Below are 15,197 nucleotides of genomic sequence, written 5' to 3' on the forward strand. Positions count from 1 at the left end.
ACGCCCCTTGGTGCTTTATCAGGCTGGATTTGCGCGCTATGGTCGCCGCCATGAGCGAAACAGAGCAAAATGGCGAGGTCCTGGCCCAGTTGGCCGATGGCCGTGCCCCGGCAACACCGGAAGCCCTTTTCGATAAACTGGACGCGCTGGGCATTGCCCACCGCACAGTGGAGCATCCGCCGCTTTACACCGTTGAGGAATCGCGCGCTCTACGTGGCGAATTGCCGGGTGGACATACCAAGAATCTCTTCCTGCGCAACAAGAAGGGGGGGATGTGGTTGGTCACCTGCCTGGAAGACCGCGCTATCGATCTGAAAGACCTGGGTGAACGCCTGGGCGGCTACCGTCTGTCCTTCGGCCGGCCTGAACGCCTCATGCAGTATCTGGGTGTAATTCCGGGCGCCGTCACGCCCTTTGCCGTCATCAATGACCACCAGGACGCAGTCCAGATGGTCCTGGATTCCGCGCTGCTGGACCATGATCCCCTGAATTTTCATCCCCTGGACAACAGCAGGACAACCGCCGTTTCGCCGAAGGACCTGCTGACCTTCCTCGAGGCGGTCGGACACTATCCGCAGGTGATATCTCTGGACTGAGTTGGCGCTTTCCGCGCGGCGTGTGCTTTCTCCTACCCGCACACCCTTGTTTCGCGACCTCCAAACCGCCACATTTGCGCTGTTGCCGGGCAACGGTCGTCAGGCTTTACGGCGGCATGTCCGGAACTATCTTGTCCAGACAGCAGCAAGGCGGAGTTATAAGACATGGAGCCTCTCATTGGCCTGTCCTCGTCCGGAAACGGATCACAGGAGCAAGCCGGCGCAGCCGGAGACCTGATCAAGGAATCGAACCTGCAGTCTTTCCGCGCCGATGTCATCGACGCTTCTATGCAGCAGCCCATCCTGGTTGATTTCTGGGCAGACTGGTGCGGTCCCTGCAAGCAGTTGGGCCCGGCACTCGAAAAGGTCGTCAAGGAAGCACGCGGGACGGTCAAGCTGGTCAAGATCGACGTGGACCAGAACCAGGAGCTTGCGCAGCAGTTGCGCATCCAGTCCCTGCCTACGGTCTACGCCTTCTATCAGGGCCAGCCCATCGACGGTTTCCAGGGGGCACTGCCCGAAAGCCAGCTCAAGGAATTCATCACGCGCGTCACCGAGGCTGCAGGGGTCTCCGCACCCGGCGCCTCGACCGAGGAGTTGCTGCAACAGGCCGAAGCCCAGCGCAAGGAAGGGGAGACTGAAGAGGCCATGCAGACCTATATCTCGATCCTTGAGCAGGAATCCGAGAATGCCGGGGCCTTTGCTGGCCTGCTGCGCTGCCGGATTGACCTGGGTGACACGGAGGAAGTCGAGCAGGCGCTGGAAGACCTGAACGAGCCGCTGCGCAGCAGCCCCGAGATTCAGGCCGTGCATTCGGCCCTGGAGCTGGCGCGCGAAGCGGCCGAGAGCGGAGACGCCGACGAATTGGAAGCGCGCCTGGAGGCCAATCCCGCCGATCATCAGGCCCGCTTCGACCTGGCGCAGGCCCACTTCGCCCAGGGCCGCAAGGAAGCCGCGGCCGATGCCCTTCTGGAGATCATCCGCCGCCAGCGCGACTGGAATGAAGGAGCAGCCCGCGAGCAGCTTGTGAAGTACTTCGAGGCCTGGGGCCCCACGGATCCCGTGACCCAGGACGCCCGGCGTCGCCTGTCGTCGCTGCTGTTCGCATGATTCGGGACCCTTTCGGCCCCGGCTTTGCCGAGCTGCCGGACGAATTGCCCATCTTTCCCCTGCCCGGCGCCCTGTTGTTGCCGGGCGGAAGCCTTCCGCTCAACATCTTCGAGCCGCGCTATCTCGCGATGGTCCGTGATGCGCTGGCCTGGCCGCGCCTGATCGGCATGATCCAGCCCAGACTACCGGCTGGCCGTGAGGACGAGGATTCGGACGAGGACGTCGGTGCGGCACCGGTCTACCAGATCGGCTGCGCCGGGCGCATCAAGGCCTTTCAGGAAAACGGGGACGGACGCTGCCAGATTACGCTGAGCGGGCTTGTGCGCTTTCGGGTTTCCGAGGAGTTGCAGGGTCATGACGGCTATCGCCGCATCCGTCCCGACTGGTCGGCTTTCAAGGAGGACTTCTCCCCACAAAGCCTGTCCCAGGATTTCGAGCGCGATCGCCTGCAGACCATCCTGCAGGACTATTTCCAGTTGACCGGACTGTCTGCCGACTGGTCGTCCATCGAGGCCGCACCGGGAGAACGCCTGGTGACCTCGCTGTCCATGATCTGTCCCTTCGACCCGCGCGAGAAACAGGCTCTGCTCGAGGCACCGGACATGGACAAGCGCGCGGAAATCCTTATCACGATCCTCGAGATGGCCGTGATGGAAGCGCGCGCAGGCGCACGACAACATTGAAGCAGACCGGAGAGCCCTTTGGAGGACCAGGAGATGAACAGCCCGTCCGACAGCCCATCGACCAGCGCCGTGGACCCCAAGCTGCTGGAAATCCTGGTTTGTCCCCTGACCAAGGGGCCGCTGGAATACGACCGCGAACGCAATGAACTGATCAGCCGTCAGGCCAAGCTGGCCTATCCGATTCGCGATGGCATTCCCATCATGCTGCCGGACGAGGCACGTGCCCTCGACGACTGATAGCAAGGACCACGGGACAGAGCAGCCATGGGCGAGCACGACATCAAGCACCACCCGTCCGAGATCCGCTATGTCTCGGAGGACAAGCGACTGGAAGTGACCTTCGAGGACGGCCGGCACTTCTCCCTGCCGGCAGAGCTCCTGCGGGTGGAGAGTCCTTCGGCAGAGGTCCAGGGACACGCCCCCAGCCAGAAACAGATCGTGCCCGGACGCAGACATGTGGGCATTCTCGCCATCGAGCCGGTGGGCAGCTATGCCGTGCGCATCAAGTTCGACGACCTGCATGATACGGGCCTTTATTCTTGGGACTACCTTTACAAGCTCGGCGAACGCAAAGACGAACTCTGGCAGGAGTATCTGGACAACCTGGAGGCGCGCGGCCTGTCTCGCGATCCACCGTCCCGTAGATAGCCGCCACTTCAAGGCAAACTAAAATAATTGCAATAGCTTCCCTATAGTTTAGCCTATTGGTTGATACAGCCAACGGGAAGGTGACATGGTCGTGGATGCGAAGGCCTATGGCTTCCAGGAAGATGCCAGCGATGCCATACGTTATCTTTCCGCTCACCTGGACAGCCTGCGTGACGGTCGCTCCATGCCGCCAAAATCGAAACTCTTTCCCGAGGAGTTACCGCCCTCGCTCTTGCCCGGTCTCTTCGTGGTCCAGGTTCTCGGCGATGAGGGACCGGGGTCGACGGGGCCCTGGGAACTCCGCTATCGCTTGATGGGAACGCATATTGTGGACGCCAGCGGTGTCGACTGGACCGGACACGAACTGGGACCGGCTCTGCTGGAAACCCGCTGGCATAACTATCGCGAAGCCTACGAAGCACCTCTGCGGACACGCCAACCGACCTGCCAACGCCACGACTTCCACAACTTCGCGCAGGGGCGCAGCTATCCCAGCCGGCGCTACCTTTTTCCCCTTGGCGACGACCAGGACCGCATAACCCTGCTGGTGGGCTTCTTCGTCATCGAATCCGGAATCTGGCGTTTCGGCTGAGGACCCGCCAGCTCATAGCGGCTCGCCACGTGTCAGGCGCGGCAGATCCCCCACCAGGCCCATGGCATGACGCATGAAGAAACGCTTGAGTCCAGGCGAACGTTCCACAGCGGCAAAACCAAGATCCCGCGCCAGGCGCACCGGAGGAATGTCGTTGGAGAACAGGCGGTTCAGGCCATCGGTGATTCCGGCCAGCATCATGTTGTCGAATCGGCGCCAGCGTTCATAGCGTTCCAGAACGGTCTCGGCCCCGATATCCAATCCAAGACGCCGGGTATCGACGATACATTCCGCCAAGGCAGCCACATCCCGCAGACCCAGATTGAACCCCTGCCCGGCAATAGGGTGGATCACATGCGCGGCATCGCCCAGCAGGGCGAGACGGATATCATGATAGCGCTGGGCATGCAGCAGGGACAGCGGATAGGACCAGCGCGGTCCCTCCACCGAGAACTGACCCAGGGTGTCCCCGAAGCGCCTCTGCACCTCCCGGGCGAACTCTTCCGGCACGAGAGCCATCATGCGCTCGGCCAAATCGGGCCGCTCGGTCCAGACCAGGGACGAACGATGCCGGCCGGCGTCATCGTCGCGCAGGGGCAGCACCGCAAAGGGTCCTGATGGCAGGAAATGTTCATGGGCGACCCCATGATGCGGACGCTCATGCACCAGGGTGCAGACCAGCCCGTGCTGGCGGTATTTCCAGGTCTTCACCGGAATGCCTGCAGCCTGACGCAGGGGAGAGTTGCGCCCCTCCGCCGCCACGACCAGGCGTGCGCATATTTCGGTGCCGCTCTTCAGGATCACCCGGGCGCCGTTCGCATCACGCCGGCTGTCGACCACCAGGTCGGGGGCATGCAGGTGAAAGGTCTCTTGCCTGGACAGCAGCTGGTGGAGCCCCTTGCGCAGATCGCGATTCTCCACGATGTGCCCAAGTGGTCCAAGACCGAGCTCTGCGGAATCATAATGCAGAAACAATGGCGAGGCACGGCGATCGATCCGCCCATCTGAAACGCGGATTTCCTCGATCGGCTCCGCCTTGTCTTCCAGCAGGGACCAAAGACCGATCCCCTCCAGGATATGTCGCGAACCGGCGGCGATGGCGGATGCGCGCCCGTCAAACGGCGCCGAAAGTACTTTCTCGGGTGTCTGGGCATCCACCACTTCGACCGACAGGCCGGCACCAGACAGTGCAGCGGCCAGAGTCAGGCCGGCCAGCCCGCCACCTGAAATCACTACGTCGCAATGGCGCTCGACAGGCCTGTGCGAAGCGTCTTCTTCTCGCGGGGACGATGTCTGCTTGATCATGGCATCAGAATCAGCCCTCCCCACCGCCTTGTCCAGCCTTCTGCGTCATAATGGTCTGATTAAAAAATGTGCAGCAATGAGATGATGATTAATTTGTGTGCATATTTATATTCTGTAGTCAGTCAATGTCCTGACTTAAAGAGAGTTATCCCACTGATATTGCTTTCTTTTAATAGAGACCTCCCAAACTGGCACGCTTCTTGAAGTCCTTCGATTGAACCATCGCTGCACCCCATGACGTGACCGTCAACGAGGCAGGCAGAGGTTGCGGCGAAACGGGAACAAGAGAAGGGACCAGGCTCATGAAAATGGTTGTTGCCATCATCAAGCCCTTCAAGCTCGACGATGTAAGAGAAGCCCTCACCGCCAGTGGCATAGAGGGACTGACCGTCAGCGAGGTGAAGGGCTATGGCCGGCAGAAGGGACAGACGGAAATCTATCGCGGCGCCGAATACGCCGTGAACTTCCTGCCGAAGGTGAAGATCGAGGTCGCCGTGGCCGACGAGGTCGTCGAAGGGGTTCTGGAGACCATCCAGAAAACCGCGAACACCGGACGTATCGGTGACGGAAAGATCTTTGTCCTCGACATCTCGCACGCCGTCCGTATCCGGACCGGCGAAACCGACAGCGAAGCACTTTAGGAGAAAGCGCATGACGAAACTGCGCCAGATTTCAACGGGCGCCGCCGTGCTTGCGGTCGGCAGTCTGCTCACCACCACCGCCTTTGCGCAGGAGGAGGCCACAGGAGTCTCGGCCGGGGTCTCAAGCGAAGTCGGTTTCATCCTGAACACCTTCCTCTTTCTCATCTGCGGCGCCTTCGTGATGTGGATGGCGGCCGGCTTCTCCATGCTGGAGTCCGGCCTGGTGCGCAGCAAGAACACAGCGGCGATCTGCCTGAAGAACATCACGCTCTATTCCATCGCCGGCATCATGTACTACCTGATCGGCTACAATCTGATGTACGTGGATGTCGGCAGCTGGATCGGCTCCATCAGCCTGCTCTACAACCCGAGCGGTGCCGAGGCGGCGCTTGTGGCCGGCAGCGAGGATGCGGATGTCCTCAGCCAGGTCGTCGATGCCGGCTATTCGGTCATGTCCGACTGGTTCTTCCAGATGGTCTTCGTGGCCACCGCTGCCTCGATCGTCTCGGGCACGCTGGCCGAGCGCATCAAGTTCGCGCCCTTCATGGTCTTCGTAGTCATCCTGACCGGCTTCCTCTATCCGATCCAGGGCGCCTGGACCTGGGGCGCCGGCTGGCTGACCGAGATGGGCTTCTCCGACTACGCCGGCTCCACCATCGTCCACTCCGTGGGCGGCTGGGCCGCGCTGACCGGGGCCATCATCCTGGGGGCACGCAAGGGCAAGTTCGGCGCCGACGGCAGAGTCAACCCGATCCCGGGCGCCAACCTGCCGCTCGCCACCCTGGGCACCTTCATCCTCTGGCTCGGCTGGTTCGGCTTCAACGGCGGCTCGGTCCTGGCCATGGACTCTGCCGCGGCCGTGACCGAGATGTCGCTTGTCTTCGCCAACACCAACCTGGCCGCGGCCGGCGGCGTGGTGATGGCGGTGATCCTGACCGGGGCCATCTACAAGAAGATCGACCTCACCATGGCGCTCAACGGTGCGCTGGCGGGCCTGGTCTCCATCACGGCAGGCCCGGATGTGGGCAGCCCGCTGCTGGCCATCCTCATCGGCGCCATCGGCGGCATCATCGTGGTGGTCACCGTGCCGCTGCTGGACAAGCTGAAGATCGACGACGTGGTCGGCGCCATTCCGGTGCACCTCTTCGCCGGCATATGGGGCACGCTGGCCGTGGGCATCTTCGGCGGCGGCGACCTGGTGGTCCAGATCATCGGCATCGTAGCCATCGGCGCCTTCATGGTGATCACCTCGGCCATCGTCTGGCTGGTCCTCAAGGCCATCATGGGCCTGCGCCTCAGCGAGGAGGAGGAGATGTCCGGACTGGACCAGACGGAACTGGGCCTCGAGGCCTACCCCGAGTTCGCCCAGGGCTCCAAGACGGTCTGAGTACAAGACAAGGTTACAGAATCAGCAACGGCGTCCTCCGCCGAAACTCGAGCCCGGCCCCTGTGGCCGGGCTTTTTTTAACAGGCTTCAGGCCTGTGCCGGCAGAATCACCGGCGGCGCACCAGGCTCGCCGGACAGCAGGCCCACCGGCGTCTCGTAGACCGCGCTCAACAGGTCGGCCTCCAGCACCTGTTCGGGCCCGCCCTGTCGCACAAGATGGCCGCCATGGCCGTTTTGGCCAGGCGCCAGCAGAGCCAGGCGGTCGGCATTGCGGGCCGCCAGGTTCAGGTCGTGCAGCACGGCCAGCACGCCGAAACCGCGTACCGCAAGCCGCCGGGCCGCTCTCATGACCGTCTGCTGGTGGCGCAGATCCAGGCTGCTGGTGGGCTCGTCCAGCAGCAGGTAGCGGGGTGTCGCGCCTTCGGGCTCCTCACTCGGCTCAGTCCAGATCTGGGCTAGCACGCGGGCCAGCTCCACCCGTTGACGCTCGCCACCCGAGAGTTCCGTGTAGCGGCGCCCGGCGAGCGGCAGGACCTCGGCGAGAGCCATAACTTCCTCGGCCACCTGCCGGTCGCGCGCGGCGCCCGTGCGATGCGGAGAGCGGCCCAGGCAGACCACCTCTCGCACCGTGAAGGGGAAGTTCAGCAAGCTGCTCTGGGGCAGCACCGCGCGGCGACAGGCCAGGGTCCTGGGATCGTGGCGATCCAGCGCCTGACCGTCCAGGCATACCCTGCCGGACGTCGGGGCCAGGCTGCCCGCCATCAGGCGCAGCAGGCTGGACTTGCCGGCCCCGTTGGGCCCGACCAGCGCCAGGAACTCGCCCGGTCCCACCGAAAGATCCACCTTCTCGAGGATCGGGCGCCCGCCCAGGTGCAGGGTGACGGACTCGGCGCTCAGCACAGCGCACCTCCCCCGCGGGCACGCTGGCGCAGCAGCATCCAGAGGAAGAAGGGCCCGCCCACGCAGCTGGTGACGATGCCGATGGGCAGTTCCGCCGGCAGCACCAGCGTGCGCGCCAGCAGGTCGGCCAGAAGCAGCAGGGCCGCGCCCAGCAGCGCTGAGGCGGGCAGCAGGAAGCGATGGTCGGGACCCGCCGCCAGACGCACCAGATGCGGCACCACCAGCCCGACGAAACCGATGACGCCGCAGAGCGCAACGGCCGCCCCGGTGGCCAGCGCCGCCAGCAGCAGGATGATCTTCTTGGCCCGCTCCACACGAAAACCCAGATGTGCCGCCTCGGTTTCCCCAAGCAGCAAGGCATTAAGCGCGCGGCCCAGGAAAGGCAGAGCAAGCAGAGGCAGCGCCAGGAAAGCCAGGGCCGGGAGCAAGGCGGACCAGTTGGCCCCGGCAATACTGCCCAGCATCCAGAAGTTCAGGTCACGCAGCTGCTGATCGTCGCTGGCGAAAATCAGCAGCCCGATGCCCGCGCCGGCAATGGCGTTCAGGGCGACGCCGGCCAGCAGCAGCGTCGCGACATCCGTCTGCCCGTGCCCGCTGGCCAGGCGATAGGCCAGAAGAACGGCGATCAGGCCACCACCAAAGGCGCCGAGCGGCAGGAGGTAGGGCAAGAGTTCCGGCGGCAGGCCAGAGAAGAGCACGCCACCGAAGACAATGGTGGTCGCCGCAGCCAAGGCGGCCCCGCTGGACACACCGATCAGGCCGGGATCGGCCAGAGGGTTGCGGAACAGACCCTGCAGCGCCGCCCCGGAAACCGCCAGGCCGGCTCCGGCCAGGGCCGCCAGCAGCGTGCGCGGCAGACGGATATGCAGCAGGACCAGCCGCATTTGATCCGGTACGCTCTTGGCAGTGGAGAATCCCATTGTCTCGGCCAGGACAGCCAGCACTTCCCCCGCGGGAATGCGCACCGCACCCAGGCCGAGCGAGAGCAGCACGACGGCGAGCAAGCCCACCACCAAGCCAGCCATCAACAGATGCCGTCGCTCGGGCGGGTTGCGCAGACTGGAACGCGGCAGGGACAGGCTCAACAGCGCCATGGGGTCATTGATCTCCCGGCGAATCCGGCAGGGCGAGGTCCGGCTGCAGTTCGGTGGCCAGCTCCCGCACGGCCTGCGGCGTGCGCGGCCCGAAGCCGAGCAACAGCAAAGCATCCATGACGACAAGACGCCCCGTCTCGCCGGCCGGCGTGCCGGCTATCTCCGGCCGGGCCAGCAGGGCCTCGCGTCCACCCAATGCCTCAAGGGTGCTGCGGGTCACCAGCAATACCTCCGGGGCCGCCGAGAGAGCCGCTTCCGGACTCAGGGGCTTGAACCCCTCGAAAGCACGCACGGCATTCTGCCCGCCCGCCAGGGAAATGATCCCGTCCGCCGCCGTTTCGCGTCCGCCGGCCATGGGCGCGCCGCGCCCGACCGACAGCAGAAACAGGACCCGCGGGCGCGGTTCGACACCCTCCAGGGCGGTCTCCAGGGCGCTCAGTTCGACTTCCAGACTCTCAGCCAGACGATCCGCCTCTTCTTCCAAGCCCAGCGCTGCACCGATGACGCGGGCCTTCTCCGCGACACCGGCCGGCGTGGGATCGCTGGGGACAACCTCCAGGCGCACGCCGGCATCGCGCAGATGGGCCAGGGCCTCCGGTGGCCCGGCTTCTTCCAGCGCCAGCACCAGATCCGGCTCCAGCGCCAGGATCGGTTCGGCCGAAAGGGCGCGCAGGTAGCCCACATCCGGAAGGCGTTCGAGCGCTTCCGGCGGATACTGACTGGTGCTGTCCACGGCCACCAACCGGCCCTCCGCTCCAAGCTCGTAGACGAGTTCCGTCACCGCCCCGCCGATGGAGACCACACGTTCGGGCACGGTCTCCCGGGCAGATGCCGGGGCGGTGACGGCGAGGAAACCGACCAGGAGGAAACCGAATCGAAGAACGCGCCCCGGGCTCATTCCGCCAGTTCCTCCATCAGGTCGGCGACCAGCTGGCGCCAGTCCTCGCGCTCCGGAACGCCCGGCTTGCGCACACCGAACATCTGCACGACCTGGCGCCCTTCCGTGTCATAGGCCTCGATGGAGGTAACACGGCCGTCGCTGGTGGGTTTGCGCACCTGCCAGGTCGAAGCGATGCCGGGTTCGTGGAGATGCAGGTTGAAATCCGCATCCAGCACGTTGAACCAGGAACCGGTCTCGCGCAGGTTCGTGACCGGCCCGCCGTGGATCTGGATCACACCATGGCTGCCCACGAAGATCATGATCGGCACCTGGCGTTCAGCCGCGAGTTGCAGGGCCCGGCGGAACGCGCCCTCCGGCAGCCTGCTGGCATAACCCGGCCCGGTGAGCCGCAGCGCCTGCAGCCGTCCCACGCGATGCTTCTGCAGCAGGGTGCGGAAGTCGTGGGTGTCCTTCAGATCGTCCCAGGCGGTGCGCAGAGCCTCCACGTCGATCTCCCCATCCGGCAGCTCGGGCTTCTCGCGATAGGGCTCGCCCACGGCAATGGCCGGTGTCTGGTCCGGCGCCTTCAGACGCTCGACAACCCGCCAGAACTGACCGGGATCGCTGTCCGGGGCCGTATAGACCTTGTGCACGGCCGTGCCGCTGCGGTCGAAGACCTGCAGGCTGCGGCGCAGCCCGCTCTTCACCTCTTCTTCCACGGCAAAGGCGAAAGACCAGCGATTGAAGAAGAGCCGCAGGTCGATTTCCGGGTCCAGCACCAGGCCATGCGCCTTCATCAGGCGGATGTCGCTGTAGGTGCCGTGCTTCTCGTGCACCGCATGCTCGTTGCGGGTCAGTGCCATGACCCGGCCCAACTCGGGCAGCGCATTGACCAGTGCATGCCAGTCCTCGCTCAGGCGCATCACGCCATCGCCGGTGCGGGCCGCCAGCAGCTCGGCCTCGCTGACCTCCAGGCGCTGCGCCAGATCGCAGGCGCGCAGGCCCGGCTCCGCTGCCTTCAGGGCCGCCAGGCGGGCGTGAAGCTCTGACCCTGTGGCCTGTGTTTCAGATATCTGCTTGTCCATGGTCCTCTCCTCCTTGGCTGGCCCCTACCAGGTCAGCGTGTAACTGATCATGCCCTTGAAATTCCGCCCGGGTTCGGGCGCATCGGTGTAGGTACGGGCATAGGTCTTGTCGAAAACGTTATCGATGCCGAAATCGATTCGCAGACCTTCCAGGGGGCCTTCCTGGGGGACCCAGCCGGCATAGAGGTCATGCACCACATAGCCGTCACGCTCTTCGGCCGGATCCTCGGTCTTGTCGAAATCATCGGCCGCCAGGATGCGCCAGCCGAGGAAGGAATCGAATTCCGGGAGTTTCAGCGTGCCGTCCAGATTGACGCGACGCGGAAAGAGCACGCCGAGCTTCTCGCCTGTCTCTTCATTTTCACCGTCGATATCGGCATAGTTGGCAGACAAACGGAAGCGGGGATGATCATAGGAAGCCTCGATCTCATTCCCCGACAGCTTCGCATCCTCCACATTCACATTCTGGGTCGTCCCGTTGCAGTTTGGCGGAAAGCAAGCCGGGGGTCCGGGCTGAACGACTTCCACGTCGATGAAGTCCTTGCCCTTTGTCCAGTAGCGCGAGCCCTTGATTTGGAAACGATCACGCGCCACGAAAATATCCTTGAAATCGAGACCCGCACCGATTTCGAGAGTCCGGGTCTTTTGCGGCTCCAGATCCGGATTTGGGATGAAGTTGTTCACTCCGAAGCCGGGTATCTGGAAGTGCACGCCAGAAGGGTAGAGTTCACCAAAGGTCGGCGCACGGAAGGCCTCGCCATAGCTGGCAAACAGCAAGCTCCAGTCCGTCGGCAGGTAGCTGGCCCCGATGCGCGGCGAAAGTGCAGTGTCCTTGTTGTCCTCGGCATTATCGCTGCTTGACTTGTAGTAGTCGTAACGCAGGCCGGGAATCAGGAGAATCTCTCCGGGCAGTGCCCCGAATGGCTCGCGGAAGGAGAACTCGCCCTGCAGGAAGGCACCTGCATAATCCGATTCGGCATCAGGTACGGACTCCCTTGGCCCACCGTCGACTCGTCCGGTCTGCTTGTCCCGGTGTGCCTCCACTCCGTAGGTAAAAGTGACATCGCTGTTTTCCGAAAAGCGGAAATGGGAGCGATTTTCGCCGCGCAATCCCACCGTCTCGATACGCCTGAACAGGCGTTCGCCCTCCGGCCCCGCACCCAGGGCATCCAGGCGCAGGTCCTCCACCTTATTCTCCGCATAGTAGGCCGTCACCTGAGGGTTGATCAGTGTTTCCTCTGGATTGTCGTAACTGTAGGAGAGACGGAAGGTCCGATTGCGGATTGACTTTTCGACCTTGTCCTGTCCTCCCGCTCCCTGGCCGTTGATCGGCTCGCGGGCATCGTTGTTGAAGAACAGGGCGGAGGCCTCGAGATTGTGATATTGGCCCAGGGTGAAATTGCTCTTCACCATACCGGAGACGATGTCGTCGTTGGTGTTGGTCAGCGTGTTGCCGTCGCCCAGATCAATTCGGCCCGAGGCCCGACGCGTCACGCTGGCCAGCAGACCGACATTCTCGTCGGGCCGCGCGGCTGCCGTGGTGGTGACATTCCATTCCCGGTTCACGCTCTGCCCACCCAGGCTGGTGCGCAGTCCAACCGTATCGTCCTCGCCCAGGATATCGTCGGCCCCGATGGTGCGCAGCTCGATCACACCGCCTGTGGCACCGCTTCCATAGAGCGAGGAACTGGAGCCGCGCAGCACCTCCGCCTCGCGGAGCAGGCTGGGATCCACGAACAAGCGACCGCTGTGGCCAGAAAGAAAATTCTGCCGTGCGCCGTCAAGCAGGACCACCAGGTCGGCTCCGCTGAAGCCGCGAATGCTAGGCATCTCGCCGGTACGGCGGGGTCCGCCGGTGAACTGCACGCCTGGCAGGTAACCCAGAACATCGTCCAGGCTGGAGGGCTGGCGCCTGTCCATCTCCTCGCGATCGACCACAGAGACCATGCCCGGATAGTCGAAGGCAGCCACGGGATTGCGTGTGGCGGTGATGCTGACGGGGTCGAGATTGAGCTCGGCGGCATTGCGTTCGTCGGTGGCGGCCAACTGTTCGGAGTCAATGTCCCCCTGGGCAAGAACAGGCATGGAGACGGCTGTCGCCAGTGCGATGCCGCCCATCCCGATGGTCAGGCGGGTTATAAAAGTGTTCTGCATTGCTGTCGTGTCCCCTAGTTTGCGGGAATCGCAGTCGAAATCCATAGACAGGTGCCTGACCCCTCACCTGTCTCGGACTTTCATCCCCATCCCTCACAACGAGGGCCTGCATTCCCTTTACCGGAGACAGCAATATAAATATTGAGACTCATTTGCAATGAAAATGAGTCTCAATCCTACTATTCTTTGGAATTCCGTTGCGTGCTTGGCCGGCCGCGGCGTAACTCAGCTCTTGGCTTTGCGCTCCAGGTGCCGACGCAACAGGCGCATGTTCCTGCGGTTGGCCTTGAAGCCCACATCGAAAAGCGTGCCCAGCAGGGGGATCGACCCAACGGCCCAGTCCAGGGCCACATTGGCAGCCATGCCCAACAGCGCCATGCGCGAAGCGCCCAGACGCGCGGACTGCCAGATCAGATAGCCCGACACGCAGGCCGTTGCCGTATCCCCGGCCAAAGGCAGGATACTGGCCACGCCATCCAGTCCGAATCGGAGGGAGGTCCCCGGTATGCGCCAACGGGTGTCGAGCAGGTCGGCCAGACGCTCCAACCGGGCCAGGCGCTGGGCAGTCTCCACTTTCGTCGGAGTCTCTTCAAGGCTGGAGGTCGTCGACAACATTCGCTAAAGATGGGAAGAGACAGGTCGGTGTGAAAGCCTTGCACACTGGCCGGCAACACGAGAACATTCCGTGTTTGTTCTTTCGATATCTTGGGAGTCGTCTTTTGACCACCCCTAGAAGTGGATTCTATCTTCGGCAGCTGGATTCCTGTTTCCGGTTTGTCCCGCTCGGAATCCCTGCGCCATGATCCGAGTCGCCGTGTCTGCAACCAGAGAAAGCACAGAGCTTCATGACCTCCACCTCTCCTGCTTCGTCAAACGCCACAGCCCAGGCCCGCCGCGACCCGCGCGTCTACCAGCCCTTCATGCGGCTTTCGCATCTTCTGGACGGAGAGAAGCCCGGCGCCTCCCCCCTGCCCGACGGCGCCCCCATCAGCCTATCCATAGGCGACCCCCAGCTGCCGACGCCGCCCCTGCTGGCCGAAACACTGGCGGCCTATCCCAATGACTGGTCATACTATCCGCCGTTTCGCGGCACCCCGGATTTCCGGGCCGCCTGCCATGACTGGCTGGTCCGGCGTTATGGCCTGTCCCCGGACACCCTGGATGCCGACCGCCAGATCCTGCCGCTTCCGGGCAGCCGCGAAGGCCTGTTCTTCGCGACCCTGACGGCCATCAACCGCGGCGCGGCCGAGGGGCGCACCAAGGTCCTTATCCCCTCACCCGGCTATCACGTCTATGCCGGCGGTGCGCTTGCTGCCGGCGCCGAGCCCGTCTTTGTCCCGGCCCGCGCCGACAACAACTTCCTGCCCAATTACGAAGGCCTGCCCGCGGACGTCCTGGACCGTACGGCGATCGCCTTTTTCTGCTCACCCTCAAATCCGGAAGGCGCAGTGGCTTCGCGCGAACAGTGGCGCGCCTGGATCGAGTTGGCACAACGTCATGGATTCGTGCTGGCTGCCGACGAGTGTTACGCTGACATCTATACGGACGAACCGCCGGCCGGACTGCTGGAGGCCGTCCAGGGCCCCGCGGGCACGGACGGCCTGCTGACCTTCCATTCCCTGTCCAAGCGCTCCAGTGCTGCCGGCTTGCGCTCCGGCTTCGTGGCCGGTGACGGAGAACTGGTGGACGGGATCGACGCCTTCATGCGCTATGGCGGCGCCAGTGTCCCCACGCCTGTTCTACATGCCAGTGCGGCCCTGTGGCGCGACGAGGCTCACGTGGTGGAAACGCGCTGCTACTACCGCACCCTGTTCGAGATGGCCGAGGAAAAGCTCTGGGCCAAGACCGGCTGGCGCATGCCGGCGGGCGGATTCTTCGCCTGGCTCCAGGTGGGCGATGGCGAGGCCTTCGCGTTGCGCGCCTGGAAGGAAGCGGGCCTGCGCGTGCTGCCCGGCCGTTATCTCTGCCCGGACGAAGAAGGAGCGGATCCGGCAGACAACCCAGGTGCCCCCTATATCCGGGTGGCCCTGGTCCACGAGCCGCAGGTCACAGAGAAGGCGCTGGACCGTCTGGCGGAAATGCTCTAGAGCCCACAGGCGTTCACGGCAGGGGAGCCGATAGC

General features: G+C 63.8%; 16 protein-coding genes. 9 read left to right on the forward strand and 7 right to left on the reverse strand.

Going from position 1 to position 15,197, the window contains the following annotated elements:
• The first annotated feature begins 50 nt into the window (after positions 1–50).
• From G502_RS0106075 to G502_RS0106100, 6 genes are all read left to right on the forward strand, one after another.
• Positions 51–596: a prolyl-tRNA synthetase associated domain-containing protein gene (locus tag G502_RS0106075; protein ID WP_051152092.1), complete on the forward strand. Its 546-nt coding sequence runs from the start codon at positions 51–53 to the stop codon at positions 594–596.
• 165 nt (positions 597–761) lie between these two features.
• Positions 762–1,706 (forward strand): thioredoxin, encoded by a 945-nt coding sequence (gene trxA / locus G502_RS0106080; protein ID WP_022727770.1) that lies wholly within the window; start codon positions 762–764, stop codon positions 1,704–1,706.
• A complete protein-coding gene (locus G502_RS0106085; protein WP_022727771.1) occupies positions 1,703–2,389 on the forward strand; it encodes an LON peptidase substrate-binding domain-containing protein in 687 nt (228 codons plus the stop codon). The genes trxA and G502_RS0106085 overlap by 4 nt, the downstream gene beginning before the upstream one ends.
• A 33-nt stretch (positions 2,390–2,422) precedes the next feature.
• Positions 2,423–2,626: a Trm112 family protein gene (locus G502_RS0106090; protein WP_026989133.1), complete on the forward strand. Its 204-nt coding sequence runs from the start codon at positions 2,423–2,425 to the stop codon at positions 2,624–2,626.
• Between the two features lie 27 nt (positions 2,627–2,653).
• Positions 2,654–3,037, forward strand: coding sequence for a gamma-butyrobetaine hydroxylase family protein (locus G502_RS0106095; protein ID WP_022727773.1), 384 nt, complete (start codon positions 2,654–2,656; stop codon positions 3,035–3,037).
• An 85-nt stretch (positions 3,038–3,122) separates the two neighbouring features.
• On the forward strand, positions 3,123–3,629 hold the full coding sequence (locus G502_RS0106100; protein ID WP_022727774.1) for a PAS domain-containing protein: 507 nt from the start codon (positions 3,123–3,125) through the stop codon (positions 3,627–3,629).
• A 12-nt stretch (positions 3,630–3,641) separates the two neighbouring features.
• On the opposite strand, the gene G502_RS0106105 is transcribed toward G502_RS0106100, so the two are convergent.
• Positions 3,642–4,934, reverse strand: coding sequence for a UbiH/UbiF/VisC/COQ6 family ubiquinone biosynthesis hydroxylase (locus G502_RS0106105; RefSeq protein ID WP_022727775.1), 1,293 nt, complete (start codon positions 4,932–4,934; stop codon positions 3,642–3,644).
• Positions 4,935–5,236: 302 nt separating this feature from the next.
• Here G502_RS0106105 and G502_RS0106110 point away from each other — a divergent pair, with 302 nt between their 5' ends.
• The gene (locus G502_RS0106110) at positions 5,237–5,575 is read left to right on the forward strand and encodes a P-II family nitrogen regulator (protein ID WP_022727776.1); all 339 of its coding nucleotides are present in this window, start codon (positions 5,237–5,239) and stop codon (positions 5,573–5,575) included.
• A 10-nt stretch (positions 5,576–5,585) separates the two neighbouring features.
• Entirely contained in the window at positions 5,586–6,962 is a 1,377-nt protein-coding gene (amt, locus tag G502_RS0106115) for an ammonium transporter (protein ID WP_022727777.1), read from the forward strand.
• 87 nt (positions 6,963–7,049) lie between these two features.
• Here the strand turns inward: amt and G502_RS0106120 are convergent, their stop codons facing one another.
• The 6 genes from G502_RS0106120 to G502_RS0106145 form a co-directional block, all read right to left on the reverse strand.
• Positions 7,050–7,862 carry a heme ABC transporter ATP-binding protein gene (locus G502_RS0106120; protein WP_022727778.1) on the reverse strand — a complete coding sequence of 271 codons (813 nt, stop codon included), beginning with the start codon at positions 7,860–7,862 and terminating at the stop codon, positions 7,050–7,052.
• Positions 7,856–8,956 carry a FecCD family ABC transporter permease gene (locus tag G502_RS0106125; protein WP_022727779.1) on the reverse strand — a complete coding sequence of 367 codons (1,101 nt, stop codon included), beginning with the start codon at positions 8,954–8,956 and terminating at the stop codon, positions 7,856–7,858. The genes G502_RS0106120 and G502_RS0106125 overlap by 7 nt, the downstream gene beginning before the upstream one ends.
• A 4-nt stretch (positions 8,957–8,960) precedes the next feature.
• Complete coding sequence (locus tag G502_RS18930; protein WP_022727780.1) at positions 8,961–9,854, reverse strand: heme/hemin ABC transporter substrate-binding protein; 894 nt, start codon at positions 9,852–9,854, stop codon at positions 8,961–8,963.
• Positions 9,851–10,921, reverse strand: a complete 1,071-nt coding sequence (locus G502_RS0106135; RefSeq protein ID WP_022727781.1) for a hemin-degrading factor — start codon at positions 10,919–10,921, stop codon at positions 9,851–9,853. The genes G502_RS18930 and G502_RS0106135 overlap by 4 nt, the downstream gene beginning before the upstream one ends.
• Positions 10,922–10,945: 24 nt before the next feature.
• A complete protein-coding gene (locus G502_RS0106140; protein WP_026989137.1) occupies positions 10,946–13,075 on the reverse strand; it encodes a TonB-dependent receptor domain-containing protein in 2,130 nt (709 codons plus the stop codon).
• A 225-nt stretch (positions 13,076–13,300) separates the two neighbouring features.
• On the reverse strand, positions 13,301–13,648 hold the full coding sequence (locus G502_RS0106145) for a DUF4112 domain-containing protein (protein ID WP_026989138.1): 348 nt from the start codon (positions 13,646–13,648) through the stop codon (positions 13,301–13,303).
• A 272-nt stretch (positions 13,649–13,920) separates the two neighbouring features.
• Between G502_RS0106145 and G502_RS0106150 the strand changes: the two genes are divergently transcribed.
• Positions 13,921–15,162 (forward strand): aminotransferase class I/II-fold pyridoxal phosphate-dependent enzyme, encoded by a 1,242-nt coding sequence (locus G502_RS0106150; RefSeq protein ID WP_022727784.1) that lies wholly within the window; start codon positions 13,921–13,923, stop codon positions 15,160–15,162.
• Positions 15,163–15,197: the final 35 nt, after the last annotated feature.

Source organism: Fodinicurvata sediminis DSM 21159 (assembly GCF_000420625.1).
Taxonomy (GTDB): domain Bacteria; phylum Pseudomonadota; class Alphaproteobacteria; order Kiloniellales; family DSM-21159; genus Fodinicurvata; species Fodinicurvata sediminis.

Bases quoted from the DNA above. Each gene is read 5' to 3' on its own strand.
- G502_RS0106085 (WP_022727771.1), top strand. From the start codon at position 1,703: ATGATTCGGGACCCTTTCGGCCCCGGCTTTGCCGAGCTGCCGGACGAA.
- G502_RS0106095 (WP_022727773.1), top strand. From the start codon at position 2,654: ATGGGCGAGCACGACATCAAGCACCACCCGTCCGAGATCCGCTATGTC.
- G502_RS0106090 (WP_026989133.1), top strand. From the start codon at position 2,423: ATGAACAGCCCGTCCGACAGCCCATCGACCAGCGCCGTGGACCCCAAG.
- G502_RS0106140 (WP_026989137.1), bottom strand. From the start codon at position 13,075: ATGCAGAACACTTTTATAACCCGCCTGACCATCGGGATGGGCGGCATC.
- G502_RS18930 (WP_022727780.1), bottom strand. From the start codon at position 9,854: ATGAGCCCGGGGCGCGTTCTTCGATTCGGTTTCCTCCTGGTCGGTTTC.
- G502_RS0106100 (WP_022727774.1), top strand. From the start codon at position 3,123: ATGGTCGTGGATGCGAAGGCCTATGGCTTCCAGGAAGATGCCAGCGAT.
- G502_RS0106110 (WP_022727776.1), top strand. From the start codon at position 5,237: ATGAAAATGGTTGTTGCCATCATCAAGCCCTTCAAGCTCGACGATGTA.
- trxA (WP_022727770.1), top strand. From the start codon at position 762: ATGGAGCCTCTCATTGGCCTGTCCTCGTCCGGAAACGGATCACAGGAG.
- G502_RS0106105 (WP_022727775.1), bottom strand. From the start codon at position 4,934: ATGATCAAGCAGACATCGTCCCCGCGAGAAGAAGACGCTTCGCACAGG.
- G502_RS0106075 (WP_051152092.1), top strand. From the start codon at position 51: ATGAGCGAAACAGAGCAAAATGGCGAGGTCCTGGCCCAGTTGGCCGAT.
- G502_RS0106125 (WP_022727779.1), bottom strand. From the start codon at position 8,956: ATGGCGCTGTTGAGCCTGTCCCTGCCGCGTTCCAGTCTGCGCAACCCG.
- amt (WP_022727777.1), top strand. From the start codon at position 5,586: ATGACGAAACTGCGCCAGATTTCAACGGGCGCCGCCGTGCTTGCGGTC.
- G502_RS0106150 (WP_022727784.1), top strand. From the start codon at position 13,921: ATGACCTCCACCTCTCCTGCTTCGTCAAACGCCACAGCCCAGGCCCGC.
- G502_RS0106135 (WP_022727781.1), bottom strand. From the start codon at position 10,921: ATGGACAAGCAGATATCTGAAACACAGGCCACAGGGTCAGAGCTTCAC.